The following is a 14,639-nucleotide window of genomic DNA, read 5'->3' as shown; positions in this document are numbered from 1 at the left end:
CTGTTAGTGTCGACTCAGACGTAAAATCTCTTCCTCAGGTAGTACTCCGTCGTAAATAATGACCTCATCGATTAATCCATGGAATCCTGAGCCAATCTGACATGGTTTCGAGCGGCTATCATCCAGAATCGTCCGCACTCGATTCTCCCTCACACTGCTCACAGCTTCCCTCTTCCCATCCACATACAGACGGATCGATGTGCCATTACCAACTCCAGAACCATCATACACCGACACCACGTGATGCCACTTCCCATCCCTTAAATCAGTGCTGCCAATCACATACCCCCAGCCAAACTCAGTGCGTAACGCCCCCCTAACACCTCCATCTCTCTCTCCAGCAGGGTTCAATGTCACCCTCCATTTTGCCGCATTACTTTGTGGAATCCCCCACTCAACAATCGACCCTCTTGGCATGTGCTCCGGACTCTTGATCCAGCACGCCACCGATCGCGGCCTGTCTGATTCAATCCCCGCCCAATCTGTCTGTACATAACCATTGCCAGGTGCAAAATCTAACGCCTTCCCAATCACTCCGTCCACTTGCCTCAATCTATTGCCCGAACTCAATTGAGTCCCCACCTTCGCCACACTTGGGTGCTTACTTTGCGGCCCTAACGACGCCATGTCATCAAAGCTCCAATGCCGAGATATCAAACTCTCAGGTAACTCAGTCAAAAATAAACCCGCTTTGCTAGGAATCGCCTTCAAATCCCCACCAAACAAAGCCTCTATCGCTTCCCCCTCATGAAGCTCTTTCTCCTGCTTCGTCCCCTGCAAACTGCGCACCTTCACCCTCCCTTCAAAAACATGTACCTCGTCTCTCGCCGCAACAGACATCCCAGTCGTCACCGCAAAACAAGTCCCTAAATCAACCACCTCCACATGCGGAGTAAGCACCGTGAACCCTTCCGCCCCACTTGAGACATCAAACCAACCCACCCCTTGTTGCATCATCACCTTATCTTCACCTACCAATGAAAGCCTCGCAGGTCCCTCGATGATACCTCTCACCCCCTTGCCCAACTCAAGCTCTAAACACCCCTGCTCCATCACAAGCTCATCCCCAATCTCCAAGACTCCTCCCTCCATCACACCTTTCACCCCGTCCTTCCCATTAACTTCAACTAATGAATATTTCGAAAATCTCACATGGTTCCCCCCACCACCCAGCTGGTTGATGTAGAAAAAGCTCAGCACGCTCACCCCTACTAACAAAACCGCTGCTGCTGCCACCACCGAGCGCTTCATCCACCTCAACTTCTGGCGCTTCTGCAATTCCTCAATCGATACCACCTTCGATTCCCCCAAACTAGGCTCTTGCTCCGCTTCTACCTCTAATAAGGTGTGAACCCTCACAATCTCATGATACTTCGCTCGTGCATCAGCATCTTCTAACAAACATTTCTCTAGCTGCAATAAACCCTCCCTATCCAGACTCCCATCCAGCAAAGAGTAAATCGCTTCCTCGTAATCAAAACCACTCAAACCGTACCTCCCTCTAAACGTGTCTTCATACACTGCCTCAGAGCATCCCTGAGACGATTCAAAGTCACCCGTAAAGAAGCGGATGACCTCCCTACCTTCCTTGAGTATTCTTCCACACTCGTCTCAGCAGAATAACGGTATTGAATTAACTCCCTATCCTTATCTCGCAAACGTTCTAAACATTGCTCTAGAGCCACTTGCTGCCTCTCTACTTGAAATGAACTCTCCTCCGGCAACGAAGTCTCAAGCACATCTATCACCTTATCATCTAACACAAGCTCCTTGCTCCGCAGCTGCTTCTTGCGGTGATTCATTGCCCGATACCTAGCAATCGTAAATGCCCATGCTTTGAAATTACTACCACTCTCAAATTCTTCTCGCCTCTCCCACAAAACTAAATTCGTTACCTGCAGAACATCTGGCACATCTGAGGCATTGGGAATCAATGTCCGGATGTATCCACGGATCATGCTCTGGTGCTTCGTTAGTAAACTTACAAACTCAGCAAGCTCTGCAGGTTGTTTTGCTTTGCGTGTCATTCAGTGTGGTAGCCGTCATAGAGTTCTTCATGAACCAAATCGAATAGCTTACTATATACTCATACTTGGCTCATGAAGAGTGAATCTTATTTTCTGCGACGCAGCAAAAGAATTGCCCCAGCCAAGCCCAACAAGCTCATGCTCCCAGGCTCAGGCACCGCTACAGCATCTGCTCCAGTGAAGTTTAACACAGCATTATCACTGCTAAATGAGGTGCCATTGACAAAAATCTGTGCTCCTTGCTGGTCGTACTCAGCACGTGAAGCCATCGTCACCTCAGCTCCAGTCGCCAAATTCAACACCGCAGCTCCGGGCAAAGGGTCGCCACCACCCAGTAAGTTGATGCTACTCGCCCCATCCACATTGATGACCAAACCTGCAAAAAAGATGCTCAAGTGCCCCCCATTAATGATATCAATGCTGTCCCCTCGTATCCCATCATTGCCCGCAGTCCCCACACTCGTGTTGTCAATCGTGATGCCAAAACCTGTGGCAACCCCCCAGCTCGGCTGTCCCCCACTTTCTCCAATCTGAGCCGCCGTCCCAGCATTCGTGAAGGTGATATCATCCGCTAAGGTCGCATTCGTGATGCCAGCCACCGAAGTCAAAGCCGACCCGCTGAAGTCCCAGTTCCCATCATTAGTCACGTCGCTATCGATCGCACCAGTCCAGATGATTGCCGCTTCCGCAGCGCCTAGACACAGCGCACTAAGCATCGTTGTTATTAGTGTTTTTTTCATATCTGTTCAGTTCATTTACAGCCCAGATTTCCTCTAGTTACCTAGGCCTCACTCGCTAAAGATCCCCAACTCCAAAAACGTAAACAAATTTCTCGCACATTTTTCTGGATCCATACCAAACAATGCTTATGCAAGTTGCCAATCCCCACCTGCTTCACTCTCACCACAACCATTATGAGCCTCATAGATGCCACAGAATTCAGCGACGATATTGAAATCCTCGTCGATAAACTTGAAGATGAATCTAATAGCCGCGCCCTCACTCGCGAAGAACGCGCCCTCATCGATGTCCTCGATACCGTCAAATTGATCGAAGAAGGCGAAGGCCTCAACGAATTCTGGCTCAGCTCAATCGACCAATCACGCATCATTAACTCATTCGAGCTCGTCGGCGCCTCCACCATTGTCGACACACTCAATGCTAGCCAATGGTGCCAAGCTGCTACCGAAGACCGTAGCCAATATTCCTCCACCGAAGCCGACTACCTCTCCAGTATCGAAGAAGAATATTTTGAAGCCGTCAACGACCTCCCAGAAATCGTCGAATCCTTTATCGAAGACGAACTCGAAGCGTAATCAACCGCTTCTCCCCCCCAAAAAAATTGTGAGAGGCACCCCAACTACCTCTCACAATGCACAACAATGAAAAAAGACAAAGAGCCCGCTCTGTCTACTTTTTCCGGCGCAAAACTAACGCTATCCCCCCAACCCCTAGCAGAACCACTGAGCTCGGTTCTGGTACTGACGCCGCTGTCACATTGCGTACCTGCAAGGCCGTAATATGCGCACGGCTATAGGATCCATCGGTCGTTGCCACCAAGGTCTGTGTGCTGCCATCAGCAGTAAAAGTGCCAATCGCATACTGGTCATTGAGGCTCACTGAAGACCCACCTCCGTCACTATATACCATCGACCTCGCGTCCAAGCCTGATACTGTCCGATCATCTACCCACCATATCTGAATCGCATACTGCTGACCACTCACCAGTGCCGCACCACCCAGCAAAGAACCATCTCCTAAGGTCACAGTGATAGTGCCATCTGTAGGGTCATCCACATAAGCAGAGCTCAAGAGTGTGTTGTACGCCGCATCATCGGCATCGGAGTTGTCCGTGTCCCCTGCATTCCACAAATCATCATTCGCATTGCGATCTTCCGCACCAGTAAAGGTGACGCCATTCACTGTCACATTCGCTGCGGGAGCTGTGAGCGAGCCATTGATGGCGTGGTGAAAGCTACCTACTAAGCTAACATCATCTGACTTCCCTGCGCCAGTGGCCACATCCGTAGCACTGCCCCAAGTAATCGTTGCTGCATGCGAGGCTCCCATAGAGGCCACCAACGCTAAAGTGAGAGTTATTTTTGGATTCATCATAATCTGTTGAGTATTCAATTGCTGCCACCCCATGGCTGTCAGCCCCCCCTAGTAGCGCCATTCCCATGCCGGTTACAAAATTCTTGTCACCTAAACCAAAACCCTCCCCCACTAACGAGCTCTCAGTCGATTCTCACTCGCCAAAATAACTGGCCAGCGCCCTGCGCCACCTCAAACGCGTGCACCACATCCTCATTCGCTTGCACGCTACTGCCTAACTCCCTCACAAGGGCGCTCTCCCCCGTCACTCGATACCATGCGATCAAGTCTTCACTATACTCCAACCCCAATGTATATCCATCTCTCAAGCTTGCTCCCTTCACCGTGATGGCAATTCTCCCATCGCTGTTAGGCACCAAGTCAACCCTCTCACTCCGACCCGTCACAAACTCAATCAAGTTCAGGACATTGTTCTGGTTGTGATCTCCTAATGGGTCCTTAGGAGTATCATTTTCATTCGACCACTTCTGAAACTCAGTCGGCTCAAATTCCATCTCCACCGCATCCATAATCGGCTTCACACCACTCACCACGGTGTCATCCACTCGGAACTCAAACTGAAAACCATATCCCTCCGCCAAACCGCTCATATCCACCCGCGCTGGCTGGCACTCCACCACTCTCGCATAACCTGCCTTGTGGTCATATTCCTCAGCCACATCTTGCCATGCAGTCCACTGGTCCACCACTCCGTCACCATCAATATCGACACCTGCACGCGCTTCAACGCCCTCAACCCATGGTCCTGGGCTGATGTAGTCCGTGCTGCGTTGCGTAATGAGATAGAACTGCCCTTCTGCAAACCCCACCGTCGGATCAGGATGCCCACTCCCTAACTTCCCAACATACTTGAATTCCTCATAGATTGAACCTGCGGTCAACCTCCCCACCTTGATGCCTGATCCATGTTCATCAAAATCACCAAATAGATAATACTGAGATCCCACCTTGATCGTCGTCCAGTCGCCATAGGCGTCTTGCCCTGGACTGTGGATCTCATACTCAAATGGCCCTATCCATTCCCCAGTTTCCTCATGGCTGCTGGCCGACGCATAACTGCCAATCTCACCCGTGTTTGTCGTACGAACATCCACTGCTGGTTGGTGCATCGCCGGCTTAAAGGGCGTAAACTGCCCACCGTCCGGACTGCTCACATGCCCAGCAAGCGGGGAATCCCATGAGTGCGAACGCGCGTTGATCGGCGTCCAATCCTCGTGAATCAAATGGAAAAGCCCATCCGCATCATCCCGAAATACACTGCAGTCAGAACCGTGAGTAGGATCATCAAACGCCTTCTCATAAAATACTCCCAACTGCCCGTCCTTCAAATTCTCATCCACGTACAAGCCAGGAGTGTGGTCATTCGGATAGTCCACATAGATGTAGAACTTGCCATCCATATACTCAGCAGTCGTCACCCACCGATGCTCCGGCCCCTTCGTCACTGCTCCATGATGCGTCCAGTTTACCATGTCCGTCGAATGCCATGCATGGTAGCCACCAGAACTCCCGCGAGCTAAGTAATAATAATCATCATCGGCAACCGGCAAAAGAATTGCAGCGTCACTCCCGCCACCTCCAATATTGCCCGAGGCAACCCAGTTATCCCATACCGGCGACTGACGAAAGGTTACATGCCGCGCCTTCTTCTTGTTAGCATACGCCCTCACCGTACTTGAGAAACTTGCCACATCCGCATTCGGCTCAACAAAACCATCCACAAAAGTCATATGACTCCCCACACCCGTGGCCGCTTCCCAACTCGCCTGATCATCAACAAGCCACTTCTCCGCAAAGTCTGCCACACATTGCACCTTAAAATTGTTTGAAGCCTTATTCCTCGACTCTCCATTTGCCTGCGCTCCCACTGCTCCAGCCGGAATCTGTATTGAAACCTCACCCGGTTTCTTCGCGCGTAAATCAATCTGATAGTATCGCTTCGCAAAATCAGCTTTCGCATTCGTCACCACCCTCAATACCTCAGCATTCGTCACAACCACATCCCCCACACCTAAAGCATCCACCGCCTCAGAAAACGATACGTACACACGAAACTCCGGACTCTCAGCCCGTCTTCCTCCATAAATTGCTGCTTCCAATGCAGCCACATTCTCAACTTCTAAAAGATTTGATGCCCGATTCCCCAAACCATCACCATCCACATCTACCACCCCATTTTCTATGACGAGCACCGTCACCGTTCCGACATCTTCTGGCACGATACTCATTTGATAGCTCGACCCACTCCCCTGCAGGGATGACACCATACCATTGCCCACCTCAAAGTCGTCGACACCCAAACCACATACAGCTTCACTCATTTCTAACACTACAGTGAATACTCCATTCACCTGGTTATTCTGGGTACGCAATACTGCCGATGGCCTATCAGACCCAGGCGCCACATAAACAACTTCTAACACGTCGCTTGCAGCATTCCCCTTATTGTCCCCATCTGTATCGACGACCACTCCTTCCGGTAAAGACACCCCCACAAGCCCACTCGCAGTAGGCTCCACATCGACACTCCACTGCCTACCTGAGCCAGACAGACTCCCAGCTTCTATCCCCCCATTGCTAACGACAAAATCTGACTCACTCAATCCTGTGACATCTTCACTAAATTCTAATGCCACCTGAAAACGCCCTTGAACCTCCGAACTAGCACTCGTCAACATCACGGCCGGCTGAGACGACAATTCCACTAGTAACAATGCGTTCACATGCACGTTGCCAAACCCGTTCGTTGCATGACGCAGCACCTGCGTCGTCGCATCTGCCACAAATGTTCCAACAGCCATGTGCCCCAACTCCCCAGTCCCAGCTGTCAACCCAACCGTGTTGCTAACTTGCTCCGCATCTCCATAGCTCATCACCCTACCACTAGAACTGCCACGTTGATCGTTGAAAAAAATCTGCAGCTGGTAACTAGCCCCCACCGTGAGACCACTCAACGTCTGGGTCACCTCCGTATTTCCAGATGTCGTGTGCGTGAAACTATTCAGCAAACTATCAAACTGAGCATCCCCAGATGTGCCTCCATTCAGAGCCCCTGAGAACACATTGCTCGTCACCGACTCAGCCAATGCCATGCCCGTATACTGCATGCCCGTAAATGTATAACTACTCGATCCGCTGCTCCCCCCATTCTGCACAACCACCCCATTCCCACCATCGATCGCTAAAACCACCACACCTTCTAATAGCTGGCTTTTCGATACCACCGCCTCAGCTGCCCCCCACTCAATCGGGGCCGCTTTCCCTACCACCGATGCCCCCAATAATAAAACTACCTCTCGAAGTCGTGCTCTCATCACCGACTAAGTAGCCAAATCCCACAAACCGTTACAAAAATCTCTCCCCACCTTGAAGAAAAACCATCCCCCTACGGTTGCCCCAAGGCATACATCTCACGAACCTCCTCAGCTCCCAACTCTCTGTCAAATATCACCATCTCATCAATCGCCCCATTCAAATTGCGCGGCCCCACATAATCTCTGTAATCCAAATTCTGCCAACCTCCCAAACTCGCCATCCCCAAATCCACACCACGCGTGATGCCTGATTCCTTCTTTCTCAACCTCCTCATATCTAACAAATCACCATCTAGGTACGCTGTCACCGTCTCGGTCTTCACGTTCACCGTAACAGCAATCATTTGCCAACGGTCTACGCTGATAGTTCCGCCCTTAGAACGGTAGGCGTGGCCCGGGTACACACCCACCGCTAACTCGCCACTGCCTGTCACTTGCAAATGCATCCCCCCGCTTCTCCATCCGTGCGTATTCATGATAGCGGAATAGCTCTTCACCAACTTCTCTGGCTTGACCCACGCCACGACCGTCAGCTCATCTAATTCCCCAGCTTCAGGAACATCCAACTCCATCACACTCCCCTTATGCGCAAACTGTACAGCACGTGTGTCACCAAACCTCCCACTAGCACTCCAAACATTCTCCATCCTCTTTACTCCTGATGCCCCATTCTTCTCATTATACACCTTCCCCGCCTCACCTATCTGAAAATCCGAGTAGTAGATCAATCCATGCTTGCCTAGCACTGTCTCCTTGTATGCTTCGAACCTCTGTGCCTCTAACTGCTCGCTGCTCACAAAGTTCACCGTCTCAAAATCAATCTCCACAGGTTCACCACCATCCCGCCACACCACAGCCTGTCCTTGGCTTAACTCATACGGCCGGTGCGCCGCAGAGTGCAGCTCCACAATACCTGAGAACACCTGAACCACCGAATCCCTCTCGGATACCACTTCCACCCCAAACTCAGTCCCCAAATCCACTACCGAATTCTGCCCCGGTAAATCAATCGTGAAGCCTTGCGCTGACGGCGGACAATGCGCCCACACCTTACCCGACTTCAGCACGATCCGCATATCGTCCTCAATCTTAAACTGAGAACTCTCTTGAAACACCACCTCGGCCCCATTGGCAAAAATCAATGACGCAATCCCTTTCTCGAGGTGAAACTCACCGGCATTGAACTCCTGGATCCCTCCATTCATTCCCTCAAAAAAAGCACCATAGTCACTCTTCAAACTCGCAATCGGTGCCTTTCTCTCCTCCCCAACAATACCAGAATCATCCTCTGGCTCTCCCACCATCCAGACTGTCACGAATATCGCCACCGCTGCTGCCATCCCCGCTACTGCCACCAATGATGGCCAACGGTAGACCCGAGCAACCTTCTCGCCCCCCTCAAGCTCAATAGCCCCTCCTATCAATTCATCGATCTGGTTGATCCGTAGGTACATCTTGCGCACTTCCTCAGACTCCATCATGGCAGAATGTAATGCTTCCATCTCCACATCCGAAAGCTCCCCATTCTTAGCGGCTAGAATCATATCATACATAGCCTCCTCATCTCTATTGCCCTGCTTCATACCTGTGGTGACTGTAACTTCTTCTCGATACATTGATAAAGTGCCTTGCGTGATCGCGCCAGTATCTGCTTCACAGCACTCTCTTTGATCCCCGTCTCTTGAGTGATGCCTCTCACACTCTGCTTCTTCTTGTAAAACAATCCCAATACTAACTGACTCTTATCCTTCAGTTGCTTCGAGCACTCCGCTAAAGCCTTCAATCTCTCTGGCCTCTCATCGAGCACCTCCACCGCATCTTGCGCCATCACCTCCATCAATTCATTGTTCAGATAACTTACCCTCCTGCGCTTACAGGTCTTCAAAAAACGCAATGTCTGAAACTTCGCAATCGTATACGTCCAGGCATCAAAGTTCTGAACCTCGGGTAACTCCGACTGCTTCTTCCATAAGATCAAATTAGTCTCCTGCAAAATGTCCCAAGCATCATCCACATCACCCACCAACGACACAATGTAACTCAACAGCTTCTCCTGCTGCCGCGCAATCATCAGTGGATACTCGGAGGATGACATCGGTTCGAACTACTAATTTGAAGGATTTTTCCTCCAATAGGTAGCCAGAACTGCAAATCAGTTACAAAGAATGGCCACTTTTTTCTCCCCCCTCAAAAAAACACCTCAATTTCACCCCGTATCCGCAAACCACTTCGCGATCTATAAAAGAGAGAATGCGATCGGCTATTATCTCCAAACTCAGCGTTTGGGAAAGACCAGCTGAATCCCCCCCTGCGCACAAAACTTGCGAAATTCTTCCTGTAATTGTGCGTAACTACGCTTTCCTAATAAATGCTTCTGCGCCTCTTTCTCAGGCATTCCCTGCTGCACCGCCTGAATGTACTTCTTGATACGCGCTGCGTCCCCATACCCGTCTTTGTGATAGAAAAAATACGTCAGTAATAAACCAACCCCATAATTCTTGTTGGCACTCGACCCACCTGCAAACTGCCGGTACGGCAGTTGCATAAAACTCTCCAAAGACATCATCGGAATGCGTGACCCCAGCCTGCGCCCTGATCCATCATCTAATCCATCCTTGTCTCGCACATAGGCAAACACACGCTGCTTGCCATTATTCGAGTGGTACACCCCATGCGTGTAACGAGTCGATGCTACATACTCAGCGCCACCCTCGATATACCATGACGCAAATGCTGGCCCCGCACAGAGCTGGTGCGTCAACTCATGCGACAACACCCTATTACTATCCCCCTTCTTGTACTCCCACTTCTTCCCATCCCATTGCACGCCTAACACCGGCATCGGCACCAATACCGCCTGACCACGAGGAATATATACCCCAGCACTCCCCACTGGCCCACCAGCCTTGTGGTAGGACTCCATGTCACCAAAAAGATAAATCGTAAACTTCTCCCCCTTGTCACGATAATGCGCAGATGCATTGATCGGTAAGGCTAAGACAAATTTGTAGGTCGCTTCAAAAAGTACGGCAAAGCGCTGTACCACCCGCGCTTCCACCTTCGTATTGGAAATAAATCGATAGTGCGCACTCTCATAAACTGTCTGCTTGTGATTCGAATTCTTATGGTCCTTCTTCAGCTGAATGCTACTCGGCCCATACACTGTCCTCGGCCAACTCTTCTTAAATTGCGCCGGGTCGTTGCCTATCCATGAGGCATACTTAACGGTTCCTCCCTTCTTGCGAATCCATTGATCCACAATCCTCCTCCCACCCGTATTCAGCACCTTCATCGGCATCCGCACCACCCCCTTGTCCGTCTCAAAAAATACGACCTCATCACGCACCAATCGAATCTCACCCTCATAAATCTTCCCCCCTACCTCGCGTAAACTTATCCGCTCCGCATATAAGGTACCACAAATAAGCCCCAAAATCCCCAAAGCCCAAGCATACTTCAACATGCCCACACACTGCCCACCACCACCACCAATGACAAGTGCCTATTCCACCTATTGCCACTCCGATCTAACATTTACCCACTACCCAGCGCACCACACTTCTCACTTCTACCACCCAGCTGCTAATACCTTGAGCATGCGCGGAAAAATCACCAAATGAAATGGATACGTACTCGCCCAGTACAACCTACCTAACAAACCTTTGGGTCGAAATACCGCACGCTGCCGAATGCTCTCATCCGTAATCTGATACTCCAGCCACGCCTCCCCAGGCAGTTTCATCTCTGCTGATAAGATCAACCTACCTGACTCCCTGTCCGCCACCACCACACGCCAAAAATCTAATGCATCCCCAATCCGTAAATCATTGCGATCGCGCCTCCCTCTCCGCATCCCTGACCCACCTGCCATCTTGTCCATAATACCTCGTAAGTGCCATGCCCAGTCCATGCTCGGCCACCCAGCCTTTCCTCCCAGCCTCCACACCGCCCCAACCACATCCTCCCGGCTCGCTCTCAATGCCACCTCACGTGCATCCTCTAACACTCCATGCTCCGGCACCTGCACACTGCGAATATAACGTGAGTCAAACTTCCCCGAGGCCAAGGAATCATACCAAACCGAAGGCACGCGGTTCTGCGCAACCTTCGAGAGCGCTAACTCAATAGCCTCGCTATAACTTAACAACTTCTGCGGGACCACCTCCCGAATCTTCCCCTCACTACATGTCGTCTCCAAATGCAAGGACCCCACCAAAGCCCGCGCTAATGGAAAACTCGTCGCCGTCATGAAATACAACCAATACGCAGATAACTTTGGACTCAAAAATGGCACCGGCACCACACATCGCCTTAAGCCACGCACACGCGCATAACCTAACAACATCTCTTGATACGTCATCACCTCTTCCCCACCAATGTCAAAGACCTGACCCACCACCTTCTCACCTACCCTCTCATCTATCACCCCCAGTAAATATTGCACCACATTGCGGATTGCAATCGGCTGACACCGAGTCCGCGTCCATTTCGGTGTGATCATCATCGGCAACTTCTCTACCAAATCTCTGATTATCTCAAATGAAGCACTGCCGGAACCAACAATGATCGATGCCCTCAAAGTCGTGAGTGGCAGCGCACCTAACACCCTCGCGACCTCCCCCCGTGATTCCAAATGCTCAGAAAGCCTAGCATTGTCAGGTGCTATCCCACCCAAGTACACCACTTGCCTCACCCCCACAGGCTCTAACCAATCCACAAAGTGCTGTGCACATTCCTTCTCACGCTCAGCAAACTGCACCCCCGCACCCATAGAATGCAGTAAATAATACGCCACCTCCACCCCCTCAATCTGCTCCAGTTCCGGCAGCGAATGCGGCTTTAAAAAGTCCCCCTCAATCACCACTAGCTGATCACCCCATTCCTCAAATGCCTCGCCAGGAAATCGGTTCTTGTTGCGCACCATCGCTAACACCTCGTACCCCGCATCCAATAATGCTGGCACCAAACGCAGCCCAATGTAGCCATTCGCTCCAGTTACCAATACCTTCATCCCAACATCCTAGCACATTTTCTCACCATTTTTTTGTGAAAAATCTCACCCACTCCCACTTGCAAGATCCTCCATCCGCACGATAGTCCACAATGGCAGCAAAAAAATCGGCGAAAAAGAAGCAAGCGAAGCAACCCGACGTGGCCGCTCTCTACTGGGACCACCTCCTCACCAACGATGCCCGACCCAAGTCAGTCTATGCCTTCTGTAAAGAGGTCGGCATGGAAGAAGCTCAGTTCTACGACCAATTCAGCTCATTCGAATCTATTGAATCTCGCTACTGGCGCAGCTGTGTCGACGACACCATCGCTGTCCTCGACGCCGATGACGACTACGCCCACTACGATTCCCAACAAAAACTCCTCGCATTCTACTTTACCTTCTTTGCCCATATCCAACGCCACAGATCGCGCCTCGTCAGCTTCTTCCCATGCATGCAAACTCTCATGCCCCCCCCACTCCGAGGCATGCGCGAATCCTTCATCACCTGGGCCGACGCCCTCGTCCTCGATGCCGTCAATGCTGGTGAATTCGCTGACCGCAAGAAATTTAACGAGCTCTACGCCAAAGGACTCTTCGAACAACTCCGCTTCCTCATCGATTACTACCGCAAAGACTCCAGCGATAACTTCCAAGACACCGACGCCCTCGTCGAAAAATCCGTCCGCTTCTTCGCCGATAGCGCCCGCTCAGGTGTCCTCGACTCAGCTCTCGACCTCGCACGCTTCATGCTGCGCAAATTCCAAAAATAGCCAGCCATGAAAGAACAAACCTCGATCCCAAAACATAAGATCGGCCGTGCCGCCTCACTCACTGCCGCCGGCGCACGCGTCGGTGTCAACTACCTCAAATTCGCCGGCAAAAAAGCACTGACCGGTAAAGACACCAAAGCCGACTTCCACGAGGCCACCGCAAGCGAAGCATTCGGTACCTTCAGCAAACTGAAAGGCTCCCCCCTCAAACTCGCCCAAATGCTCAGCATGGACCGTAACCTGCTGCCCGAACCCTACGTCCGCGAGTTTTCTAAAGCCCAGTACTCCGCTCCACCACTCTCCTACCCACTCGTCGTCAAAACCTTCCTCAGCGAACTCGGCTCCCCCCCAGACCAACTCTTCGACACCTTTAGCAAAAAAGCCACCGCCGGAGCCTCCATCGGCCAAGTCCATAAAGCCACCCATCATGGCCACGACTTTGCTGTGAAAATCCAATACCCAGGCGTCGCCGATAGCATCCATTCCGATCTCGCCATCGTCAAACCCCTCGCCATGCGCCTCTTCAAACTCGATGCCCGCGCCATCAACCCCTACCTCAAAGAAGTCGAAGACCGACTCACCGAAGAAACCGACTACACCCTCGAACTCCAACGCTCCGAACAACTCGCCGACCAATCCAAACAAATCCCCGGAATCCGCTTCCCCAAATTCCACCCCCACCTCAGCACCCACCGCATCCTCACCATGGACTGGGTGCACGGCGAAGTCCTCGACCAATTCTTCGACCGCAATACAAACCAAAAACTCGCCAACCAAATCGGACAGTCACTCTGGGACTTCTACCACCACCAAGTCCATACCCTCCGCGTCTTCCACGCCGACCCCCACCCCGGTAACTTCAAAGTCCATGACGAGGAACTCTGGATCCTCGACTTCGGTTGCGTCAAAGAACTCCCCGATGAGTTCTACCACCAATACTTCAGCCTCATGGACCCCGAGATATTCCACGACCATGACCGCTTCGTCTCCCTCCTCTACGACATCGGCCTCCTCCTCCCCGATGACTCCCCCTCAGCCGTCAAAAAACTCACCCAAGTCTTCCGCGAATCCGTCGACCTCCTCTCCAGACCATTCCAACAAGAAACTTTCGACTTCGGTGACGAATCCTACTTCCGTGAACTCGCCGACTTCGGGGACCGCACCCGCGATGATGCCGAACTCCAATCCCTAAACTCAGCCAGAGGTAACGCCGACGCCCTCTACCTCAACCGAACCTACTTCGGCCTCTACAACCTAGCTGGCGCCCTCAATGCCACCATCAAAACCACCCGCCCCACCCTGCGCAAATAATCCCCCACCACCATCCACCCCAGCAAGAAACCTCTTGGCAGGGACCCATGCGCGTTCACTTAAGGAGCTGTAGTTTATCCATCAGCGACTTACGACTTCTTCGATCCAT

General features: G+C 51.6%; 12 protein-coding genes. 3 read left to right on the top strand and 9 right to left on the bottom strand.

The window, feature by feature from the left end:
• Nucleotides 1-3: 3 nt before the first annotated feature.
• The 3 genes from ACFSW8_RS14660 to ACFSW8_RS14650 form a co-directional block, all read right to left on the bottom strand.
• Entirely contained in the window at nt 4-1,521 is a 1,518-nt protein-coding gene (locus ACFSW8_RS14660; protein ID WP_377087073.1) for a LamG-like jellyroll fold domain-containing protein, read from the bottom strand.
• Nucleotides 1,485-2,027, bottom strand: a complete 543-nt coding sequence (locus ACFSW8_RS14655; RefSeq protein ID WP_377178622.1) for a sigma-70 family RNA polymerase sigma factor — start codon at nt 2,025-2,027, stop codon at nt 1,485-1,487. Before ACFSW8_RS14655 ends, ACFSW8_RS14660 begins: the two co-directional genes overlap by 37 nt.
• 86 nt (nt 2,028-2,113) lie before the next feature.
• On the bottom strand, nt 2,114-2,767 hold the full coding sequence (locus ACFSW8_RS14650) for a PEP-CTERM sorting domain-containing protein (RefSeq protein ID WP_377087078.1): 654 nt from the start codon (nt 2,765-2,767) through the stop codon (nt 2,114-2,116).
• A 174-nt stretch (nt 2,768-2,941) separates the two neighbouring features.
• On the opposite strand from ACFSW8_RS14650, the gene ACFSW8_RS14645 reads away from it, so the two are divergent.
• Complete coding sequence (locus ACFSW8_RS14645) at nt 2,942-3,343, top strand: hypothetical protein (RefSeq protein ID WP_377087080.1); 402 nt, start codon at nt 2,942-2,944, stop codon at nt 3,341-3,343.
• Nucleotides 3,344-3,437: 94 nt separating this feature from the next.
• Here ACFSW8_RS14645 and ACFSW8_RS14640 read toward each other — a convergent pair whose 3' ends face one another.
• From ACFSW8_RS14640 to ACFSW8_RS14615, 6 genes are all read right to left on the bottom strand, one after another.
• Nucleotides 3,438-4,142 (bottom strand): PEP-CTERM sorting domain-containing protein, encoded by a 705-nt coding sequence (locus tag ACFSW8_RS14640; RefSeq protein ID WP_377178620.1) that lies wholly within the window; start codon nt 4,140-4,142, stop codon nt 3,438-3,440.
• 122 nt (nt 4,143-4,264) lie between these two features.
• Entirely contained in the window at nt 4,265-7,456 is a 3,192-nt protein-coding gene (locus ACFSW8_RS14635; protein ID WP_377087083.1) for an Ig-like domain-containing protein, read from the bottom strand.
• A gap of 71 nt (nt 7,457-7,527) precedes the next feature.
• Complete coding sequence (locus ACFSW8_RS14630) at nt 7,528-9,039, bottom strand: LamG-like jellyroll fold domain-containing protein (RefSeq protein ID WP_377178618.1); 1,512 nt, start codon at nt 9,037-9,039, stop codon at nt 7,528-7,530.
• Nucleotides 9,036-9,551 carry a sigma-70 family RNA polymerase sigma factor gene (locus ACFSW8_RS14625; RefSeq protein ID WP_377087087.1) on the bottom strand — a complete coding sequence of 172 codons (516 nt, stop codon included), beginning with the start codon at nt 9,549-9,551 and terminating at the stop codon, nt 9,036-9,038. Before ACFSW8_RS14625 ends, ACFSW8_RS14630 begins: the two co-directional genes overlap by 4 nt.
• A 180-nt stretch (nt 9,552-9,731) precedes the next feature.
• A complete protein-coding gene (locus ACFSW8_RS14620; RefSeq protein WP_377087089.1) occupies nt 9,732-10,919 on the bottom strand; it encodes a hypothetical protein in 1,188 nt (395 codons plus the stop codon).
• 105 nt (nt 10,920-11,024) lie between these two features.
• Nucleotides 11,025-12,467 (bottom strand): SDR family oxidoreductase, encoded by a 1,443-nt coding sequence (locus ACFSW8_RS14615; protein WP_377178616.1) that lies wholly within the window; start codon nt 12,465-12,467, stop codon nt 11,025-11,027.
• A 92-nt stretch (nt 12,468-12,559) separates the two neighbouring features.
• Between ACFSW8_RS14615 and ACFSW8_RS14610 the strand changes: the two genes are divergently transcribed.
• Together ACFSW8_RS14610 and ACFSW8_RS14605 are read left to right on the top strand one after the other, a co-directional pair.
• Nucleotides 12,560-13,219: a hypothetical protein gene (locus ACFSW8_RS14610; protein WP_377087093.1), complete on the top strand. Its 660-nt coding sequence runs from the start codon at nt 12,560-12,562 to the stop codon at nt 13,217-13,219.
• Between the two features lie 6 nt (nt 13,220-13,225).
• Nucleotides 13,226-14,530 carry an ABC1 kinase family protein gene (locus tag ACFSW8_RS14605; protein WP_377087095.1) on the top strand — a complete coding sequence of 435 codons (1,305 nt, stop codon included), beginning with the start codon at nt 13,226-13,228 and terminating at the stop codon, nt 14,528-14,530.
• Nucleotides 14,531-14,639 lie beyond the last annotated feature (109 nt).

Source organism: Rubritalea tangerina, assembly GCF_042683245.1.
Lineage (GTDB): Bacteria > Verrucomicrobiota > Verrucomicrobiia > Verrucomicrobiales > Akkermansiaceae > Rubritalea > Rubritalea tangerina.
Note: the sequence above shows the minus strand (reverse complement) of the source record. Positions and strands in the feature narration are given on the sequence as shown.

Coding starts and splice junctions, on each gene's coding strand:
- ACFSW8_RS14615 (WP_377178616.1), bottom strand. CDS start 12,467: ATGAAGGTATTGGTAACTGGAGCGAATGGCTACATTGGGCTGCGTTTG.
- ACFSW8_RS14655 (WP_377178622.1), bottom strand. CDS start 2,027: ATGACACGCAAAGCAAAACAACCTGCAGAGCTTGCTGAGTTTGTAAGT.
- ACFSW8_RS14650 (WP_377087078.1), bottom strand. CDS start 2,767: ATGAAAAAAACACTAATAACAACGATGCTTAGTGCGCTGTGTCTAGGC.
- ACFSW8_RS14620 (WP_377087089.1), bottom strand. CDS start 10,919: ATGTTGAAGTATGCTTGGGCTTTGGGGATTTTGGGGCTTATTTGTGGT.
- ACFSW8_RS14610 (WP_377087093.1), top strand. CDS start 12,560: ATGGCAGCAAAAAAATCGGCGAAAAAGAAGCAAGCGAAGCAACCCGAC.
- ACFSW8_RS14630 (WP_377178618.1), bottom strand. CDS start 9,039: ATGAAGCAGGGCAATAGAGATGAGGAGGCTATGTATGATATGATTCTA.
- ACFSW8_RS14645 (WP_377087080.1), top strand. CDS start 2,942: ATGAGCCTCATAGATGCCACAGAATTCAGCGACGATATTGAAATCCTC.
- ACFSW8_RS14635 (WP_377087083.1), bottom strand. CDS start 7,456: ATGAGAGCACGACTTCGAGAGGTAGTTTTATTATTGGGGGCATCGGTG.
- ACFSW8_RS14605 (WP_377087095.1), top strand. CDS start 13,226: ATGAAAGAACAAACCTCGATCCCAAAACATAAGATCGGCCGTGCCGCC.
- ACFSW8_RS14640 (WP_377178620.1), bottom strand. CDS start 4,142: ATGATGAATCCAAAAATAACTCTCACTTTAGCGTTGGTGGCCTCTATG.
- ACFSW8_RS14625 (WP_377087087.1), bottom strand. CDS start 9,551: ATGTCATCCTCCGAGTATCCACTGATGATTGCGCGGCAGCAGGAGAAG.